This window comes from Bartonella sp. AD24XZML (assembly GCF_042196485.1).
In the GTDB taxonomy this organism is placed as follows: domain Bacteria; phylum Pseudomonadota; class Alphaproteobacteria; order Rhizobiales; family Rhizobiaceae; genus Bartonella.
Genome location: NZ_JBHIQH010000113.1, coordinates 22,062 through 42,263, shown reverse-complemented (window position 1 = coordinate 42,263; position 20,202 = coordinate 22,062). Strand labels below are relative to the sequence as shown.

15 protein-coding genes, 1 pseudogene and 1 riboswitch are annotated in these 20,202 nt (G+C 38.4%); of the genes and pseudogenes, 7 read left to right on the top strand and 9 right to left on the bottom strand.

The genetic code is table 11. From position 1 onward, the window contains the following. Nucleotides 1-303: 303 nt before the first annotated feature. The 3 genes from ACFIMX_RS10255 to ACFIMX_RS10245 all read left to right on the top strand — a co-directional run bounded on the left by ACFIMX_RS10255 (nucleotide 304) and on the right by ACFIMX_RS10245 (nucleotide 3,559). Nucleotides 304-696 (top strand): Fur family transcriptional regulator, encoded by a 393-nt coding sequence (locus ACFIMX_RS10255; protein ID WP_375612302.1) that lies wholly within the window; start codon nucleotides 304-306, stop codon nucleotides 694-696. A 172-nt stretch (nucleotides 697-868) separates the two neighbouring features. Further along, nucleotides 869-1,963 (top strand): HlyD family secretion protein, encoded by a 1,095-nt coding sequence (locus ACFIMX_RS10250; RefSeq protein ID WP_375694442.1) that lies wholly within the window; start codon nucleotides 869-871, stop codon nucleotides 1,961-1,963. 24 nt (nucleotides 1,964-1,987) lie between these two features. Continuing rightward, nucleotides 1,988-3,559, top strand: coding sequence for a DHA2 family efflux MFS transporter permease subunit (locus ACFIMX_RS10245; RefSeq protein ID WP_375694441.1), 1,572 nt, complete (start codon nucleotides 1,988-1,990; stop codon nucleotides 3,557-3,559). Nucleotides 3,560-4,631: 1,072 nt separating this feature from the next. On the opposite strand, the gene ACFIMX_RS10240 is transcribed toward ACFIMX_RS10245, so the two are convergent. Then, nucleotides 4,632-5,216, bottom strand: a complete 585-nt coding sequence (locus ACFIMX_RS10240) for a GNAT family N-acetyltransferase (protein ID WP_375694440.1) — start codon at nucleotides 5,214-5,216, stop codon at nucleotides 4,632-4,634. Between the two features lie 75 nt (nucleotides 5,217-5,291). Beyond that, nucleotides 5,292-6,425 carry a type III PLP-dependent enzyme gene (locus ACFIMX_RS10235; RefSeq protein ID WP_375618529.1) on the bottom strand — a complete coding sequence of 378 codons (1,134 nt, stop codon included), beginning with the start codon at nucleotides 6,423-6,425 and terminating at the stop codon, nucleotides 5,292-5,294. A gap of 35 nt (nucleotides 6,426-6,460) precedes the next feature. Here ACFIMX_RS10235 and ACFIMX_RS10230 point away from each other — a divergent pair, with 35 nt between their 5' ends. Further along, nucleotides 6,461-6,772, top strand: coding sequence for a hypothetical protein (locus ACFIMX_RS10230; protein WP_375694439.1), 312 nt, complete (start codon nucleotides 6,461-6,463; stop codon nucleotides 6,770-6,772). 1,355 nt (nucleotides 6,773-8,127) lie between these two features. Here ACFIMX_RS10230 and ACFIMX_RS10225 read toward each other — a convergent pair. Further along, nucleotides 8,128-9,045: a rhodanese-related sulfurtransferase gene (locus tag ACFIMX_RS10225; RefSeq protein ID WP_375618546.1), complete on the bottom strand. Its 918-nt coding sequence runs from the start codon at nucleotides 9,043-9,045 to the stop codon at nucleotides 8,128-8,130. 115 nt (nucleotides 9,046-9,160) lie between these two features. Here ACFIMX_RS10225 and eda point away from each other — a divergent pair, with 115 nt between their 5' ends. Beyond that, complete coding sequence (gene eda / locus ACFIMX_RS10220) at nucleotides 9,161-9,841, top strand: bifunctional 4-hydroxy-2-oxoglutarate aldolase/2-dehydro-3-deoxy-phosphogluconate aldolase (protein WP_375640758.1); 681 nt, start codon at nucleotides 9,161-9,163, stop codon at nucleotides 9,839-9,841. On the opposite strand, the pseudogene ACFIMX_RS10215 reads toward eda, so the two are convergent. Both ACFIMX_RS10215 and ACFIMX_RS10210 read right to left on the bottom strand, forming a co-directional pair. Then, nucleotides 9,826-10,264, bottom strand: a pseudogene (locus tag ACFIMX_RS10215) (ferredoxin--NADP reductase); the annotation flags it as partial. The gene eda and the pseudogene ACFIMX_RS10215 sit on opposite strands and share 16 nt — an antisense overlap. An 18-nt stretch (nucleotides 10,265-10,282) precedes the next feature. Beyond that, nucleotides 10,283-11,110 carry a ferredoxin--NADP reductase gene (locus ACFIMX_RS10210; RefSeq protein WP_375618532.1) on the bottom strand — a complete coding sequence of 276 codons (828 nt, stop codon included), beginning with the start codon at nucleotides 11,108-11,110 and terminating at the stop codon, nucleotides 10,283-10,285. Nucleotides 11,111-11,915: 805 nt separating this feature from the next. On the opposite strand from ACFIMX_RS10210, the gene alr reads away from it, so the two are divergent. Continuing rightward, a complete protein-coding gene (alr, locus tag ACFIMX_RS10205; RefSeq protein ID WP_375694438.1) occupies nucleotides 11,916-13,031 on the top strand; it encodes an alanine racemase in 1,116 nt (371 codons plus the stop codon). A 668-nt stretch (nucleotides 13,032-13,699) separates the two neighbouring features. Here the strand turns inward: alr and ACFIMX_RS10200 are convergent. The 4 genes from ACFIMX_RS10200 to gcvT all read right to left on the bottom strand — a co-directional run bounded on the left by ACFIMX_RS10200 (nucleotide 13,700) and on the right by gcvT (nucleotide 18,859). After that, a complete protein-coding gene (locus ACFIMX_RS10200; RefSeq protein WP_375618534.1) occupies nucleotides 13,700-13,849 on the bottom strand; it encodes a hypothetical protein in 150 nt (49 codons plus the stop codon). 721 nt (nucleotides 13,850-14,570) lie between these two features. Next, on the bottom strand, nucleotides 14,571-17,366 hold the full coding sequence (gene gcvP, locus ACFIMX_RS10195) for an aminomethyl-transferring glycine dehydrogenase (protein ID WP_375694443.1): 2,796 nt from the start codon (nucleotides 17,364-17,366) through the stop codon (nucleotides 14,571-14,573). 5 nt (nucleotides 17,367-17,371) lie between these two features. Beyond that, complete coding sequence (gene gcvH, locus ACFIMX_RS10190; protein WP_375618535.1) at nucleotides 17,372-17,740, bottom strand: glycine cleavage system protein GcvH; 369 nt, start codon at nucleotides 17,738-17,740, stop codon at nucleotides 17,372-17,374. A gap of 6 nt (nucleotides 17,741-17,746) precedes the next feature. After that, complete coding sequence (gene gcvT / locus ACFIMX_RS10185; protein WP_375618536.1) at nucleotides 17,747-18,859, bottom strand: glycine cleavage system aminomethyltransferase GcvT; 1,113 nt, start codon at nucleotides 18,857-18,859, stop codon at nucleotides 17,747-17,749. 136 nt (nucleotides 18,860-18,995) lie between these two features. Further along, a riboswitch (glycine riboswitch) is annotated at nucleotides 18,996-19,093 on the bottom strand. 446 nt (nucleotides 19,094-19,539) lie between these two features. On the opposite strand from gcvT, the gene ACFIMX_RS10180 reads away from it, so the two are divergent. Beyond that, the gene (locus ACFIMX_RS10180) at nucleotides 19,540-20,202 is read left to right on the top strand and encodes an LON peptidase substrate-binding domain-containing protein (protein WP_375640764.1); all 663 of its coding nucleotides are present in this window, start codon (nucleotides 19,540-19,542) and stop codon (nucleotides 20,200-20,202) included.

Genomic DNA, 20,202 nt, shown 5'->3' with positions numbered 1-20,202 from the left:
TTATTTTTTTTAAATAAAATGCCCCAAACAATACCAATAAAATATTAAACAAAAAATCCTATTTCAAGATATTATTGGCAACAAGCAATTATAGGCAAAATAAGAAGCGTATAAAACTTTCATGCCCGATAGCGGCGGCTTTCAGATTATAATACCCCTCCCCTCACAACGATTGCAACTTTTCTTATATATCGCAAGGATGTCATGTAAAAGGCTAAAGATAGAGTACATATTCTATAATCACCATTGCATAAATATCTTACACGCTTTATGCTTTTCCATGGGAGCAAAAGGAAGATGTCAATGTCATCTAAACTGACGCGTAACCAAACATTGGTTTTAAACACTTTAAAAAATGCAAAAGGGCCTTTAAGTGCTTATGCGATTCTCAATCACTTACGCGAAGAAGGTTTTCGTGCACCTCTCCAAGTTTATCGTGCGTTAGAAAAACTCGTACAGTTAAAGTGTATTCATCGTCTTGAAAGTGTAAATGCCTTTATGGTCTGTTTACACCCTGAAAACTGTCAACATGAACTTACAACGTTTATAATTTGCGAAAACTGTGGCACAGTCAACGAAATACAAAATCAAACGATTGTATCGAGTTTAAAACAGATGGTTCAAGCTGTTGACTTCCAAGCACATAAAAGCACCCTAGAAGTACGAGGTCTTTGTAAAAAATGCGCAATAAAATAAGACCGCTAACTTGAAAACAAGATCTCTAACTTGCAAGTTTATATATTTAGCATTATGTACCAGGGATCACCTTATTGTTTGAAAAGCTCTTATCGTCCGTGCATGTATATCACCGATCTTAGTGATGGGTTTATTATACTCATTGGAACATAAATATTGAAAGTATAAAATCATGTCCGTAGCTGAGACAATTTTTTCAACCAAAAATTTCAATAAAACGCAAAAAAAGAAAGTAATCAAGGCTCTTCTTATTGTCTTTGCACTCTTTGTGCTTTGGTTTAGCTACAAATGGATAACGCAATGGCGTTATATGCTATCCACTGAAGATGCCTATGTACAAGGAGATATAGCCGCTATTGCGACTAAATTAAATGGATATATTGAAAAAATTGCCATTAAAGCCAACCAAGTTGTAAAAAAGGACGATGTTTTATTTTACTTAGACAATGGTGATTATCAAATAGCCTTGGATCAAACAAAAGCGCATCTTGACACACAGAAAAAAACACTTCTACGCATTGATGCACAAATCACAGCCGCTCATAGTGCTTTAGATGATGCAAAAGCGCAAAAAACAGCCGCTTCAGCCATAGCAACCAATGCACAACTCACCTTAAAACGTGTAACAGAACTGAAAGCCAATCGTTATGCTCCTCAATCTGATGTCGATGATGCCAAATCAGCTTATGAACAAGCCATTGCAAATATTAACAGAGCAGATGCACAAATCGCTGCAGCACGTGCAAATATCCGAGTACTAGAAGCACAACGAAGTGAAACAGAAAGCCAAACAAAGAGTTTAGAACTTTCGCGTGAAAAAGCACAACGTGATCTTGATTCAACCATTATACGCGCGCCATTTGATGGAATCATAGGAAATTTAACAGCAAAAACGGGAGATTTTGTTGTAAATGGCCAACGTCTTGCAGCGTTAGTCCCCATCCATGCACTTTATATTGAAGCAAACTATAAAGAAACACAGTTGCAAAATATTCATGCGGGACAAAAGGCTTATATTTCTGTTGATGCCTTCAAAAAGCAAGTCTTTACAGGAACAGTGCTTTCTATTTCACCCGCAACAGGTGCTGTTTTTTCTCTTCTTCCTCCACAAAACGCAACCGGTAACTTTACAAAGATTGTCCAACGCATTCCCATACGTATTTCTATTCCAGAAGAAGTCTTAAAGACCGGACATATCCGAGCAGGAATGAGTGTTTCAGTAGAAGTTGATACACGTACAAAACCACAAGATAAAAGTCTCTTATAATAACAAGCAAATGACCTCATTATTATGACATCTTCAATACCAAAGCCCATACAGTCTCAAGAGCGCATAGAAATCCGTAACATTGTGATTTTCACAGTTATGGCCTTTGGCATGTTCATGGCGATTTTGGATATACAAATCGTTGCCTCCTCTTTAGCCGAAGTTCAAGCTGGTCTTTCTGCAAGCTCTGAAGAAATTTCATGGGTTCAAACCTCCTATCTCATCGCTGAAGTCATCATGTTGCCCCTTTCTGGATTCTTAGGAAGATTGCTTTCAACACGTGTTTTCTTCACCATATCAGCGATCGGGTTTACGATTACTTCTGTTCTTTGTGCAACAGCAACATCTATTGGAGAGATGATTATCTACCGTGCATTGCAAGGTTTTATTGGTGGAGGAATTATCCCAAGCGTTTTTGTCGCCTCTTATGTTCTTTTTCCTCCTTCTAAACGCCCAATTGTTACCCCTATTGTTGGACTAGTCGCAACATTAGCCCCTACTATTGGTCCAACGGTCGGAGGTTATCTTTGTCATATCTTATCATGGCACTGGCTTTTTCTCATTAATGTGCCTTTTGGGATTATTATTTCAATTCTCGCTTGGAAGTTGATTGATTTTGATAAAGCAAATCCATCTCTCATGGCTAAATTTGACTGGTTGGGGCTCATTTCTATGGCTGTTTTTCTAGGAACTTTAGAGTATGTACTAGAAGAAGGCGCACGTCATGATTGGCTGAATGATAAGCTGGTTCGGAATTTGTTCATTATCATGATTCTTGCTGCCGCCTTGTTCTTCTGGCGTGCTTTTACAGCAAAAGAACCCATTGTAGATCTCTCTACTTTTTCTAATTTTAATTTTTCAGCTGCATCCATTTTTTCCTTTTCACTGGGGATAGGCCTTTATGGACTCACGTACCTTTATCCTGTCTATTTGAGCCAAATCCGCCATTATGATGCCCTTATGATTGGAGAAACATTGTTTCTTTCAGGATTCGTCATGTTATTAACGGCTCCCCTTGCAGGATTCCTTTCAGCACGAATGGATGCACGTTTAATGATGGCAATAGGACTTTTTGGTTTTGCAATAGGCACTTGGATGGCAAGCACTATCACAGATAAGTGGGATTTTTGGCAGCTTTTTTGGCCGCAAGTTTTCCGTGGTGCTTCTGTAATGTTATGTATGGTTCCTATTAATAATATTGCCTTGGGAACACTCCCACCAGAACGAATGCAAAATGCTTCTGGACTCTTTAATCTCACACGGAATCTAGGTGGTGCTGTAGGGCTTGCCATTATCAGCACTCTCATGACAAAACGCACGCACTTCCATTATGAACGAATAGCCGAAACACTTAACCACGCAAACAGACAAGCAACTGAAATGCTTTCAAAGCTTACTTTATTATTCAAAACAGAAACCTTTGATTCCTATACCCTGGCTCTTTCTCAATTGTTTAATATGGTACGCATACAAGCAATGATTATGGCTTTTAGTGATATTTTCTTTATCATAACCATCATCTTTGGTGTTTTGACATTTATGACCATGTTTCTCAAAAAAATACCACCTCTCATGGATTCACCACCAAATCACTAAGCTTAATTAAAATTGAGAAATATTTTTTATCCTTATCACTTTCCTCGCTTCCTATGCACTTTATCTTTTCTCAAGAGACAGTATAAATAAATATGCGATTCTAAATGATTCTTCTGATAAAAATTCTTTTCAATGCGGGCTCTTTACGCACTTTTAAAATAACTTCTCGCATACAAAAATTGTTTTAGATGATCGGTAAACAAAGATCTTACCTAACGTGCTCCACACTATAAAGATAAAGCAGCTATTTCTATAAGATTTTTGATTTATCACCATAGGGCACAAAAGATTAAAAGATTCTTTGCCCTTTACTCTTTTGAGTCTTACAAGAATATTCATAAAAGATTTATGATTCTTGTGATTTTTATTCACACACCTATTTCCCTTATAATGTGTAGAGTAACGTTTTTTGATTCTGAATGCAAAATTTTACATGAAAAAATCATTTTGTATTTGATCCTCTCATGCCAATTGCAAAACGATTTACCTTTATAGCAAAAAAGTAATGATATATTTTTTTTCAAAAAAGCTGCTTTTGAACATGTAATTTTATTTTTTTACACTCTTTTAAAAAAGCTGATACCTATAATTTTGATTCTACTGCTGCAGTTTTTTCTTTCTTAAGCCCCTTCTCTTTCAACAAGCGCTAAAATTGTATAAAATTTCTCAAAATATCTCTCTATTGAATCAATCAAAACCATTCCCTTGCACATAAAAAGCAAAGAAACAAAAACTGTTTAAGAAAAAAGTAAAATATCCAACCGTTTCGATGCAAGATCTACCAACGATATTGAAAACTGGAAAATGTATGATGATACTGGCTTTAAAAGAATACAAAACCACTCAAAAATCCGGTTCCTTTAATATTATAAAATAGGACGCTATTTCAAAAAATGAGCTTAAAATATATTCCTACTCACTTAACTGAAATTATCAAAAATAAGAAACCAGCCATATAATAAAATCGCAATACAACTCCCCAAAAACTTTGTACCGCTAAATACTTTGGCTCTAGCCAAAACAGTATGCTCTCCTCAAAGCCAGCTGTTGAAAAACAAAATAAACACGATCTTCAAGCCACTTTATGATGCTGAAAACGATTTGAAACTTCTCGTTCTCCACTAGGAACCAAAGTACCATAACACCCAAAAAGATAATGTGGTATCAGTTCCAACGCTTGAAAGCGATGCTTTTCGTAAGGACCAGGCATTGCCAAATTTTCTGTTAAACTATTTGAAAAGCCAAAACGTTTATAAAATTCAAAATCCCCTACCAGAAAAATGGCGCCATATCCCAATTTTTTTGCTGTTTCAATTGCATGGCGGACTAAAATTGATCCTATTCCCATACCAGCACATTCAGATGCAACAGCCAAGGGGCCCAAAAGTAAAGCATGTTGTGTTTTATTTTTTCTTTTAAAAAAAGAAACATGCCAAAGACGGACACTTCCCACAAGCTCTCCAAGCGCATTTTTAACCACAAAAGAAAGTCCTTGAGCAGCTAACCGACCACGACGTAAAGCCTCTGATGATTTACGTTTACGTCCATACCCCATCGTTGAATCAAGCAAAATTTCTCGATAAGGCTTATCGGTTTCTTGCTCCAATAAAAGTGTAAAATATGCCCCATCTTTTGTTTGAAAGTTCATCATGTTCATCTCAATGACCGCCCTCTTATAGCGCCATGACGAGCATAGCCAAAAGTCTAAAAAAACTATAGTTAAAAGGAAACCTCAGATCACATATGATCGTAAAGGCTCAAAACCATTAAAAGCAACCGATGCGTAAGTTGTTGTGTAAGCACCCGTTCCATGAATCAATATTTCATCTCCTATCGTTAGGGATAGAGGAAGCGGATAAGGTGTTTTTTCATAGAGAACATCTGCCGAATCGCATGTTGGTCCAGCCAAAATACAAGGCTCCATTACCTTATCATCATGAGGTGTCTCAATAGGATAACGAATGGCTTCATCCATAGTCTCAGCAAGACCATTAAATTTTCCAATATCAAGATAAACCCATCGTACATTATCATTATCAGCTTTTTTAGATATTAGAACAACTTCTGTACGAATAACACCAGCATTGCCAACCATCGCACGTCCTGGCTCAATAATCGTCTCAGGGATACGATTACCAAAATGCTTTTTCAATGAATCAAAAACTGCTGTACCATAAGCTTGTTCTGTAGGGACATCTTTCAAATAACGCGTTGGAAAACCACCCCCCATATTCACCAATTTCAGTGAAATACCTTCTTGTTCCAAACGCTTAAACACTGTAGCAGCATCCGATAAAGCACGATCCCACGCACTCAGATCAACCTGCTGAGATCCAACATGAAAAGAAACACCGTAGGCTTGCAAACCCAATTGATGTGCCCGTCTTAGAACATCAACCGCCATAGCTGGAACACAACCGAATTTGCGTGACAATGGCCACTCTGCACCTTTGCCATCGGTAAGAACACGGCAAAAAACACGTGTTCCTGGAGCAACACGCGCAATTTTTTCCACTTCTTCAACACAATCAACGGCATAAAGTGAAACTCCCAATGCATATGCCCGTGCAATATCACGCTCTTTTTTAATCGTATTCCCAAAAGAAATACGCTCTGACGTTGCTCCTGCTTTTAAAGCCATTTCAATTTCTGCAACAGAAGCCGCATCAAAAGAAGATCCTAAAGAACTCAGCAAACGCAAGATTTCAGGAGCTGGATTTGCCTTTATTGCGTAAAAAATACGAGACTGCGGCAGAGCTTTTTCAAAATTTAAATAGTTGTCACGAACAACATCAAGGTCAACAATTAAGCATGGACCTTCAGAACGATGTGTTGCAAGAAAATCGCGAATACGTTGCGTTGCCATCTGCAATTCTCCTTGAGGGAAAGCTCCCCCACTCTATGCTTGGACAGCCAAAGCTGCCAAAAGCTAAAGGACAAAAAACACACAACAACCATCCCCATTCTGATTACAAAAAATCAGAAATTAGCATTGCATGCAGCGAAAGAACAGCGCGAAAGCCGCGTTATTCTATTTTATCTGCCTTTTTGATTGGAGTTGAGAAAACCACTTCCGCACTGAAGGCAATGAGGTGTGCCTCTATAGTTATCCCAGCATTTAAAAGCTGGAAGACACCAGAAAGGCCCGCACCGTCGTTGCTTCAAGATGCCCTCATTCTTGCAATTGGCTGTAAGAATGACTGGAGCGGTTAGTTCCAGGTACCGTACCGGTTAATCTCACCATTTGAGAACCAGCGGACACCCACAGGCACGTGCGACTTTGGGCAAGGCATCCTATAAAACGAATCCTTTCTCATTTCAATCATTTTTTTAATTTTAAACATTTTTTAATTCTTAAAGATAAAATGGTGCAAAAAAACAACACTCTCCCCCAGACAAAGCCATCCATCCGCTTTCATGAGATCACACCCCTTACATTATCCGTGCAACATAAATCACTGTCTTGCTTTTAAAGCCCCTCGTTTCTTTACCCTATTCTATCTCCTAATATCCGCAGCAGAAAATAACGCAAAATAAATTACTCAAAACATTAATTTATAATGACAATTTATTATTGTGCCCTTAAATAAAAATCCCATTATAAAATCCTCTTATTTCACCCCTCTTACAATGAATCAATTAAAATCATTCTTTTGCGCATCACAAATAAAAAACAATTGAAAAAAGGAGTACCTCTTATATATCCTCTCAAATGCAAAGATGACCAACATTGAAGACTGAGGATAGTAACGACTGAAGCACCATCGTCTTTAAAGATAACGTGTCCTTCCGCCCAACAAAACGCCATCATCTTTCTCATTTACATCCTAAAAAACATCCCTGCTTCCACATTCATTTCACAGCATCGCTTAAGCAAAATATCATGAAGAAATCCCCGTATAATATAGCTTGTATGATATAGATCAACTACATCTCACCCTCTTTATACTTATGAAATTAAAAACAAACGCTCCCATTCTATCTGCCAACTCCCAATATTGCAGAAACTCCTATATTGAAATGTTTCATAACACCTTATCTGAAATGATTTTTGTCCACACGTTGCTCCCATTTGCAACGTACAAGTGAATGAGTTTTACGCGATTCGTTCTCATCTAATCTGAAAGCAATAAAGTTCACAATATTGAACTCTTTTATTCAAATGAAAATAAATTATCATTATAAATTAATGTACTATATTAAGTTCTGAAATTATAAACTCCTATTATCATTTTATTTTTTCCACCTAGCATCTGCTTTTTCATCTCCTCTTATTAATCACATCTTATTCATACGCTTTTCTCTTAATCTATAAATCTCCCTCCTCTGCGCTGTTGGTGAACGGCTGTTCTATTTTAAAATGAAAAGTATCTGAAAACTCAATCCTATAAAGTCAAGGAGAGCGAATAATCTATAATGATTATTTATAAGTCAAATAATTTAACATAAACAAAAAGACCGAATAATATCCGGTCTTATAAAATATTTTTCTACCAATATTAAAAAACTCTTCTCTCTTAAATTTAAGAGAAAAACGCTACAACTTAAAACTCTACACTGCGATATCCTTATGTCCCTTGATGAGAATCAATTGCACGCAACTTCAACAATTGAAATTGCCTATGGCGCTCACGAAAGCGCTCTCTATCGGCTTCACTACGCGTGTTATAACAAGCATCACAGGAAACACCTTCCTCATAATGAGGCGATAGTTTGCTTTCAGCATTAAGAGGAGAACGACACGCGCGACATAATTCGCGTCCACATTCTTCAAGACCATGTTGAACAGAAACACGCTCATCAAAAACAAAACACTCACCCCACCATAAACTTTTCTCTTTTGGAATTTTTTCTAAATATTTTAGAATACCTCCTTTTAGATGGTAGACTTGCTCATAACCAAGATCACGAACATAAGCTGTTGATTTTTCACACCGAATACCACCTGTACAAAACATGGCAATTTTCTTTTTTTTCTTTAACTCAGCCTCATGTTTACGCACCCATTCAGGAAATTCGCGAAATGTTTTAATCTGCGGATCAATCGCTCCTTGAAAACTCCCTATCGCATATTCATAGTCATTCCGTGTATCGATTAAAATTGTCTCTTCATCTTGAATAAGAGCATTCCAATCTTCAGGATCAACATAAGTACCAACAACTTTTAGCGGATCAACCCCTTCAACCCCCATTGTCACAATCTCTTTTTTCAAACGCACTTTCATGCGATGAAAAGGCATTTTTGATGCCCATGAATATTTAATCTCCGGCGTTTGAAACGCTGGCTCAGCCGTAATAAAATCCACCAATGCCTCAATCGCAGCACAAGAACCAGCAACCGTTCCATTAATGCCCTCTTGTGCTAAAAGCAGAGTGCCCTTGATATCCTTTGCTTGACATAAATCCTGCAAAGGTTTTTGTAATTGATGATAATGCTTCAAATCTGCAAAGCAATAAAGTGCAGCAACTTTAAAATTCTTTTCCATGTGTTTTGCCATAACGCGCGTTTCATTCAATTTCAAGATTTATTCATGTACTCTTTAACATATTGTGCTTAATCAAACGATACAAATAATATCATCTCCAAGAAGAAAAAATATCATGTGCCAAAAAAGAGAAAAGCTTTTATTATATCTCCAAGGACAAACTGTCATACCTATTTTACTCATTGACAATCTACAAAGTGCTGTACCCTTAACACGCGCTCTTGTCAAAGGTGGATTAAAAACAATTGAGATCACCTTGCGAACACCAAATGCCCTCAAAGCAATTCAGAAAATTACACAAGAAGTTCCTGAAGCAATTGTTGGAGCCGGCACAATTCTCAACACAACACATTACGAAAAAGCCGAACAAGCTGGAGCCAAGTTTATTGTAAGCCCCGGATTATCCAATGAACTAATCAATTGTGCAAAAAATAGTGAAATTCCCCTTCTTCCCGCTGCAATGACCCCAAGTGAACTCATGCAAGCATTAAACAAAGGCTATTCATATCTTAAATTTTTCCCTGCTGAAGCTGCTGGAGGTATTTCCTTCATCGAAGCTTTAGCATCTCCCTTCTCTGATATCCGGTTTTGCCCAACAGGCGGTATTACACAAAAAAGTGCAACACAATGGCTCCAACTGCCCAATGTCTTCTGCGTTGGAGGTTCTTGGATAGCGCCCCAAAAACTCATTGCAATAAGTGATTGGGATTCGATTACTGCATTAGCATATACCGCATCACAACTTCCCTCTCCCTCGAAAAAAGCTCTTTCTACAATATTCTACAATATAATGTAAAGTGCAAGAATATCAGCCCCTTCAACAAGACCAAAGCTTTCACACATCTTTGCGCAATCTTTTAACATCGTCATAAAACCATAAATCATCACCCGATCTTCATCGAGATGAATTTTGCGAGTGCTATTGTTTCAAAGCCGCTTGTTTCAAAAAAGCACCCACTCTCCATAACAGTCGTAATACGCCCCATATGCTCAGAAAGCTCACAAGTAGTCATAGAATAAAATTTCAGCTGTTGTGCATATGCCCCACAATGAGTGGATTTTATTGCAAAGAGGAAACAAGATCTTTTGCATAAATTAACTCATTTTTTTCGCGCGTTATTTAAATAAGAACAACTTCTGAAAATTTTTCATAAATGTCAGGCTCACAAATAAAGCTTGCAAAAGAAAAAAAACCGTACCGGTTTGAAAGAAGATAAAGCACCAATTTTCCCACTCATTACTCCACAAAAGCACGCTCTACAACATAAGTAGCAGGAGCATTATTAGCCCCTTCAACAAGACCAAAGCTTTCACACATCCTTGCGCAATCTTTTAACATAGCCATGGAACCACAAATCATCACCCGATCCTCATCAGGATGAATCTTAGGAAGGCCAGTTGTTTCAAAAAAGTCCCCACTTTCCATCACAGTTGTAATACGCCCCATATGCTCAGAAGCTTCACGAGTAGTCATAGGATAAAATCTCAACTGTTGTGCATACTCTCCAATGAGTGGATCTTGTTGCAAAGAGTAAACAAGATCTTTTGCATAAATTAACTCATTTTTTTCGCGCGTTGTTTGAATAAGGACAACTTCTGCAAATTTTTCATAAGTTTCAGGATCACGAATAAGGCTTGCAAAAGGAGCAATCCCCGTCCCAGTTGAAAGAAGATAAAGACGTTTTCCAGGAATAAGAGCATCAAGCACCAGCGTTCCTGTAGATTTTTTACGCATGAGAACTGTATCACCAATTTTAATTTTTTGGAGATGCTCGGTTAAAGGTCCCCCTGGAACTTTTATCGAAAAAAACTCAAGCTGTTCATCCCAAAAGGGACTTGCAATCGAATAAGCGCGATAAACCGGCTTTTCTGCATTTGGCAAACCGATCATAACAAACTCACCCGAACGAAAACGAAAACTTTCCGGACGATTCAGACGGAATTTAAATAACCGATCTGTATAGTGACAAACCTCTTGGACAGTAAGGGCGAACACATTCTCAGGAATCGGAAAATTTGCAACGCTGCTGATGCTTGACGGAACATTGGTAGCAGACGTATTCATACTCTTCCCCATATCTTTATTGAACGTTAAATTTCGAATCCTTGACGTGATATAGTACTTGCACAACCATCTGCCAACAATTTTCTCAACACAAAAGCCTCAAGGTTAACACTTTTATGTCAAAATTAAATAAATGAGTCTAGCACGCTCTATAAGCGATAAAATTGATTTCACTTAAAACCAATCAAAGACTAGAAAGTAAATACTGGATACCCAATCCATCTTGAAAACAAATAATATCCAAATCAACGAGTTTTCTAAATCAACAGTTTTAATGTATCAAAAAGTGTTTACACACTGTTTTCCATTTAACAAAAATAATTTTAAGTGCATGAGACGACATCCAAAATTGCACAGATAAGTGATCTTCCCCCTCATAGTAGAAAACTTGTAATACATTGATTTAACGTGGTTAATTTAATCATTTTACCTTCTCTAAACAAGCAGCCAATGCAATATTTAATCACAACAATCACACCAGCAATAATAGTCTAACATTGCACTCTTCAAAATGATACAATACAATAAACTATGTTTATTTTTTTATATGCCTAAACGAGGGCAAATAAGTAAAAAGTCTATGTTTTACAAATCATTATAAGATACCATGTTGATAACAACACAAATAAAACTAAAGTATCTCTTATATCCAGAGTACCATTTTACATAAAAAATGACTTTAATGGCAGCATAGGCTTCTTATGATTTTGACCATAGCAAATAGTGTCTTTCCCTATATCGTAAAGAACCTCAATGAAACAACCAAAAAAACTCCGTATTTCACGAACACAGATAAGCTTTTAAAATGAACAAATCCGTTAATGATGAAATAAATACATCACTCTATACAGCTGTAGCAACCATCGATGTCAGTGCCATTGTTGCCAATTATATCACTTTAGCCAAACGTGTAGCTCCAACACAATGTTCAGCAGTTGTAAAAGCAAATGCCTATGGATTAGGAGCTCACAAAATTGCTCCTGCCCTTTATCAAGCTGGTTGTCGCACTTTTTTTGTCGCACAAATCAGAGAAGCACTCCAATTAAAAAGCATTTTACCATCAAATGTCACGATTGCCATTCTGAATGGACTTCCACACTTAGCAGAAGAGTTTGTCGCACAATCTGGTATTGTTCCTGTTCTAAACTCTTGGAATGCCATTGAAAATTGGCAAAAAATTTGTCAAAAAAAAGATAAAAAATTTCCAGCAATTGTTCAAATCGATACCCATATGAACCGATTAGGACTGGATCAAAAAGAATTACAAAAACTCATCAAACACCCTACAATTTTCGAAAAAGCAGAAATAAAATATATTCTTAGTCATCTTTCTAACGGAGAAGATGATACCCACCCATCAAATTATGCCCAATTGACTTCTTTCAAAACTATCCTTGCACAATTGCCTGCTTGCAAAGTTTCCTTTGCCAATTCTGGAGGTATCTTTCTAGGATCAGATTTTTATTTTGATCTTGTTCGTCCAGGCATTGCACTTTACGGAGTTGATCCGCGGGGAAAACACCCGTCACCTTTGAAACCTGTTTTAAAACTTGAAGCCCAAGTCATTCAAAGCCGCGTTGTTGATATAGGAGCACCTGTTGGTTATGCAGAAAGCTTTATAACCAACAGACCAAGCACTCTTGCAACCATTTCTATAGGCTACGCAGACGGCTGGCTCCGTGCTCTTTCGAATAAAGGAACTGTTTATTTCAACGGGCACAAACTTCCCATGGTTGGGCGGGTTTCTATGGATTCCATTATTGTAGATACGACCGATCTTGAACAAAAACCTCAAACTGGTGACTGGGTAGAACTCATTGGTCCCCATCAAACACTTGAAAAAGTATCTATAGATGCCGATACCCTTCCCAATGAAATTCTAACATCTCTTGGCTCCCGCTATAAATACATTTACACATAAAAATTCTTTAGCCATAAAGAAATAAATTGATAAAAATCATCATTTTAGAAAATTGAGGGGCTTTTACAAAAGATTTTACAACAATCAACCACATAGAATGGTCATAGATACCGTACATTCACAGAAATCTCAAAACAGGCAAGTTGATGGACTGTTTTATGGTAGTAGCTTTCATCTAAAATACAAAAACTTAGCCTTTCCCCATAATTGACAAAAAAGAATCTACTACAAAGTTTTTAAAATTAATTTCCCAATTAAAATCATTCGCTTGCATACCACAAGCTGGACTATGTGTAGATAAAAATGATTTAAGAAAAGAATAATGCCTCTTATGAACCATAGTGCCAAGAGCTATAACATTAGGCGCTGGCAAAGTGTATGATAGTGCCGGCTTACTCCGTTATGAAGCGTAAAGATTGGGGGATCAATGGATTTACCCCCTTACACCATTCACAAGCGCCGTCGCGAAATGGGATTAGGAGCGAAATATCTCTTTAAAAAAAACATGTGAATTAACAACCCAAATATATTCTTTTTGAAGCGTTCTGTTTTACATGAGGATCATTCCCCCACTAAAGAACACAATAAATATAAAGTATGGAGCAATATGTAATCCCCATTATTAAAAAAATATTGCTTTAAATACTTTTGAAAGCCGCAAAGCTGAATTAAGAGGAGATGACAAACTGATGATTGATTTTCACCTTTACGGCTTTACATTTTCCAAAATGAGATTGTTTTCCAGTTTCAAAGATTACGTCAACAGAAATACGCAATCCCCCGCCCTCACCTGACAGACAAAAGCAGGAACTACTCATAAAGCTCTTTTTTTCTCAATCTCTGGCTCAAAACATGTTGCTGCATTAAGTTTGGATGTTGATTTACAGGCAACAGCTAAAGCACACGAGCTCTTAGGAAAACAGCGCCGTAAAGTCACAAACTGACCTGCAATGAAGTGGAAAAATGTGCTGGCTTTTTATAAGACACCTTGTAAAAAACAACCATAATACACTTGGCTTTGCGTTTACTCATTCTAACAAGTGTTCTTACATATTTTTGCGTCATATTTACAAAAAGCAGATTAAAGAGAAATATTTAGACAATTCTTGACTCGAAAAGATGCAACAACAGAGTTTCTCGTGTCTTTATCATCAAAAACACTAAAATTGATTTTATTCTTCTACAACCGGCCGTCGTCACCTTAGTGAGAAGGAGTATGTCACAACACATGCAACAGACGGGATCCTATCCTCCGTAGGTTTCGCTCTCGTTTACGTGAACCAGCTGGCTAGAACGATGCCGCCTAGTCACTAAAACCATACCATACGGTAGAAGGCAAAGGAGAGCATGCCTATTGCCGACAAAATACAACTTTTTGTCGACTTTTTCGATTTTGCTCATGTTATAAAAAAACAATGCAAAATTCTAGAAAATAGACAAATAATTCCATAGTAACATGATCAACAAGTATAAAACCCACACAAAATGTGTGGGCTTTTTTGTTTATGCAAATAAACAAATTAAATACATATTTGTTATTTAATAGGTATTTCCCAATGGCGGGCACGAACAAATGAGTATTCTGTCTCCCGCAACATTATCAATACGCGATACAGGAGGCCAATATTTATTGGCTGGATCAAGAAAACTTTTGGGAAAAGCAGCTTCTTGTCGCGAATAGGGTCGTGCCCAAGCATCATCTAAAGTATCTGCCACTGTATGAGGGGCATTCACCAATGGATTATTGTCTTTTGGCCAAACCCCGCTACCAACTTTCTTAGCTTCTTCAGCAATAGAGAGTAAAGCATCACAAAAACGATCAATCTCTGCTTTTGGTTCCGATTCCGTTGGCTCAATCATCAAAGTTCCCGGAACAGGAAACGACATCGTGGGCGCATGGAATCCATAATCAATGAGACGTTTTGCAATATCATCAACACTCACCCCATACTGCTCTTTCAACACGCGTGTATCCACAATACATTCGTGCGCAACACGTCCATGCTTGCCCCGATAAAGAATGGAATAAGCGGCTGAAAGACGTTCAGCAATATAATTGGCATTTAAAATGGCTATTTGTGTTGCATATTTTAAGCCATCAGCCCCCATCATTCGAATATACATCCATGTAATCGCAAGAATAGACGCACTTCCATAAGGAGCAGCCGAAACCGCATGTGTTGTCCCATCTTGTTCATGACCTGGTAAGAATGGTTTGAGATGCGCTGCAACTCCAATTGGTCCCATACCAGGACCACCACCACCATGAGGAATGGCAAATGTTTTATGAAGATTCATATGACAAACATCAGCGCCAATATCCGCAGGACGAGCAAGCCCCACAAGGGCATTGAGATTAGCACCATCAAAATAAACTTGTCCGCCATTTTCATGAATAATAGAACAAATTTCCTTAATGCTTTCCTCGTAAACACCATGGGTTGAAGGATAAGTAATCATAAGAGCAGCCAATTTATCTTTATGCAATTGCGCTTTCATCTTGAGATCGTCTACATCAACATCACCATCGCTTAAACATTTTACCACAACGACTTCCATACCTGCCATATGGGCTGAGGCTGGATTGGTACCATGCGCAGATGCAGGAATAAGACAAACTGTACGTTGATGTTCACCCCGTGATTGGTAATATCGTCGGATAGCCAAAAGACCAGCATATTCTCCTTGAGCACCAGAATTTGGCTGAAAAGAAACTTGCGCAAATCCTGTAATTTCGCACAACCACGCATTTAACTGGTTGATCATCTCCAAATATCCCGCTGCATCCTCTTGTGAAACAAAGGGGTGTATATTGGCCATGCTAACCCAACTTACAGGCATTAATTCGGCCGCGGCATTAAGCTTCATTGTACAAGAACCAAGAGGGATCATAGCGCGATCCAGCGCCAAATCCTTATCCGCTAAACGACGCAAAAAACGCATCATATCTGTCTCTGAATGAACCGCATGAAAAAAAGGCTGAGAAAGAAAAGCAGCATCCCGTTTTTTTCCAAAGAATCGTGGAGAAACCTGATCGCCTAATTGTGCCCCAAAAAGCTGCGCTAAAGCACCTGCATCTTCTTCTGTTGATAATTCATCAAAATTGATTACAATAGTGTCATCATCGAGAACACGAATAAGGCGCCCACCTATTTTGGCTTGATGCGCAATCTCTCGCGCTTTTCCCTTAACAGAAATACTCACACAATCAAAAAAGCTTTTCCCTTCAACATGAACCCCTGCTGCTTCTAAACCAGCAACAAAACGACATGTTAAATGATGAATTCGCTGCGCAATTTCTTGTAAGCCTTTTGGCCCATGCCAAACAGCATAAGCGGTTGCCATATTAGCCAACAAAGCCTGCGCTGTACAAATATTTGACGTCGCTTTATCGCGCCGAATATGTTGTTCACGTGTTTGCAAAGCTAAACGAAAACCAACGCGTCCTTTGGTATCCACGGATTGACCAACAATACGCCCTGGAATAAGACGCGTTAACGCATCACTCACGGCAAGGTAACCAGCATGTGGACCACCAAATCCCATCGGAACGCCATAACGCTGCATAGAGCCAACAACGATATCTGCCCCCCATTGAGCCGGTGGCTCCTGAAGGGTAAGCGCTAAAGGATCAGCTACAACGATAACTAAAGTTCCCTTTTCCTTTGCCTCTTTTATGATCTCACTGTAATCATGAAAAGAACCTTTTGTATCTGGCCAAGATAAAACAATTGCCGCTGTATCAGAATCAATTGCGCCATTTTGGCTAATCTGAATCCCTTGTGTTTCAGCACGCGTTTGCGCAACACTCAAAGTCTGAGGATGTAAAAGACTCTGAAGAGAAATTTTTGTTTTTTTCTCACGGAAAAAGCGAAAAGCAAGGGCATTGGCTTCAGCTAAAGCAGTTGCTTCATCAAGAAGGGAAGCAGCAGAAACAGGCAAACCTGTTAGTTCACTAACCAATGTCTGAAAATAAAACAAAAGTTCTAGACGACCCTGGCTAATTTCTGCTTGATAAGGCGTATAAGCAGTATACCAAGCAGGATTTTCAAAAAGATTTCGTAAAATAACCGGAGGCACATAAGTTCCATGATATCCTTGCCCAATAAAACTTTTGTGCACACAATTACGCTCCATCATCTTGGAGAGTTCTTCCAAGGCTTGTCCTTCACTAGCGGCCTCTGGAAGATTCAATGAACGTCCCAAATGGATAGAGTGTGGAACAGCTTGAGAAATGAGTGTCTCAACACAATCAAGCTCTAAAACATCAAGCATTTTTTGTGTTTCATCAGGACGCAGCCCAATATGTCGAGAAGAAAAAGAACGCTCGATCATGCCACTCATCCAATCAAAGCCTTATAAGCATCTTTATCCAATAACCCTTCCAGTTGTGTCTCATCCTGCAATGTCATTTTCCATAACCAGCCTTCTGTTTCGGCTTTCTGATTTACCAATTCAGGATTATCAGCCAATGCTTCATTTATTTCGACCACTTCACCATCAAGAGGAGCATAAACATCTGAAGCCGCCTTCACTGATTCCACAACAGCCGCCGCCTCTCCTTTGGAAAGTTTTGTTCCACTTTGTGGTAAATCAACAAAAACCAAATCCCCTAATTGCTCTTGCGCATAATGCGTAACCCCAACAGTCACCACTTGCCCTTCAACGCTAAGCCATTCATGGTCATGTGTAAAATAAGTTTTAGACATAAAAAATCATCCTTTAAAATAACGTTGTTCAACAAAGGGAAGAGAATGAACTGATAATACAATCTTTTTGCCTCGCAGTTCTGTAAAGACTTGTGTCCCTTCAACTTTAAAATCAACAGGAACGTAACCCATCGCGACAGGACCATCAAAAGAAGGACCAAAACCACCTGATGTTACAATGCCAATCTCATTACCTTGATCATCAAGAAGCAGCGCACCGGCACGAATAGGTTGGCGCGTTTGCGGTTTTAATCCAACACGACAACGAGCCGGTCCTTTTTGCAGTGCTTCAAGAAAAGCCTTCGCACCATAAAATTGTGCTTTTTCTCGAACACTTTTAGGAACAGCCCATGTTAGAGCCGCATCAATAGGTGTCGTATCAGGGGTAATATCATTTCCATGCAAACACAGCCCTGCTTCCAACCGCAAGCTATCGCGTGCTGCAAGTCCAATCCACTCAACACGAGAATCACTCAGCAATTTTTCAGCCAACATATGCGCATGCCCTATAGGCAAAGCAATTTCAAAACCATCCTCTCCCGTATAACCAGAACGCGTTATAAACCAATCCTGTTGTGGTTCGAATCCTTGCATAAAGAACAATTCATTCCCTGGTAAATCGGCATCAGCAAGAACAGCTGCCGCTTCAGGACCTTGAAGCGCAAGCAATACCCTTTCAAGGGCAATCATTTGACATTCAAAATCAACCGCACGCTTTTCCAATTCTACAAAATCAGCCTGTGCATTCCCAGCATTGGCGACCAACATAAAACGACCCTCTTCCAAACGGGTAATGATAAGATCATCAAGAATACCAGCCTGCTCATTAAGCAAATAATTATACCGTGAATGCCCAATCTTTAAAGCTGCTGCATCAATGGGAAAAGCATAGGACAAAAATTCCACAGCTTGTGCCCCTTCAACCGCAATCAATTTCATATGAGAAATATCAAAAAGTCCTGCATGTGCACGCGTATGAAGATGCTCTTTTAAAACGCCAAGAGGATAAGTTAAAGGCATGTTCCAGCCCGCAAAAGCACCAAATTTTGCTCCTGCTTTTTCATGCAAATCATATAAAGGAAGTGTTTTTAAAAAAGATGTTTCTTGTGCTGTGCCCATAATAACTCCAAAGCTGCGCTAACGCCCACAGAATATGGTCGTCTCTGCCCCCTCTGTCATCAACCTGAGAGACTCGCGAAAAGATTTTTCGCTTACACCTTCGGCGCGGGTTCTCCCGACTTTCCAGATCTGCCTTCTTCCTTTTACGGTCCTTAAAGCCTGAGAGATTATGGGCTATTTCCCCTTCGGCGGCAATGCGAAAATTTGCAATCTGCACTCTCCCGCAAAAGAATGAAAGAAACGATAACGCTCTTTCCAGCATATTTAAACCTATAGCCTATCTTTATCACACTGTCATTAGTAAAGTGATGAAAATGTTCTCATTTTAAAACTTGCATAAGCTGCTTCAAAAGATTTATAATATTATCCTTTTGAACCTTACAAAAATTGCAAGGAACACATTTTAGGAAATTTAAGACAAAAATCAAAAGCTATAAACAAAAATACCTCTTGAAAATCATGCAAAACGTCACACACTAAAAAGATCGCAAAGCAATATTCTTTCGCGCGCAGTTCAACCTTAAAGATAAGGTTTCATATTCTTTTTGAGAATAAGGACTTCAAATATTTTATAAGTATGATTTTAATGCACAAGAAGTAGGTTTTCTGCTTTCTCAATAGTGTCATAAATAGCGACTATTTACAGACTAAAACTACCGAACAAAGGTGACAAAATACTCATGAAAGCTGGTAATATCTCTTACAATTGCGAAAATGATCTTCCAAAGCAAATTGCTCTTTTTCCTTTAGAAGGTGCACTCTTACTACCCGGTGGTTTTTTATCACTCAATATTTTTGAACCAGAATCACTTGAAATGATTGAAAATGTTATGGTAACTGATCGTCTATTGGGCATTATTCAACCACTTTCATCGAATACAGATCGCTTCTCTACACAACTTTATAAAACAGGCTGTATAGGGCGCATTACAAACTACAGTGAAACAGGAAATGGACAACTGTTCATTATCTTACAAGGTGTTTGCCGCTTCACTTTAGAACAAGAATTGAAAAACACAAAATCCTATCGAACAGCTCTCATCCAATCAAACATAAAAGACTTGCAAGAATTTGATATTGAAGAAAGCATTAACCGAGAGAACTTACTCGACGTTGTAGAAAAATATCTAACCATACATGAAATGGAATATAATTGGAGCAGCATCATAGAAGCCCCTACACCTATATTGGTTAATGCTTTTTCAGCCCTTATCCCCTTTACACCAGCAGAAAAACAAGCTCTCCTTGAAGCTCCAGATATCGAAAGCCGTGCCCAAACTCTTCTTGCATTAACAGAACGCTCGCTCATGAAACAAACAGGAACAGATTACCGCTTAAACTAA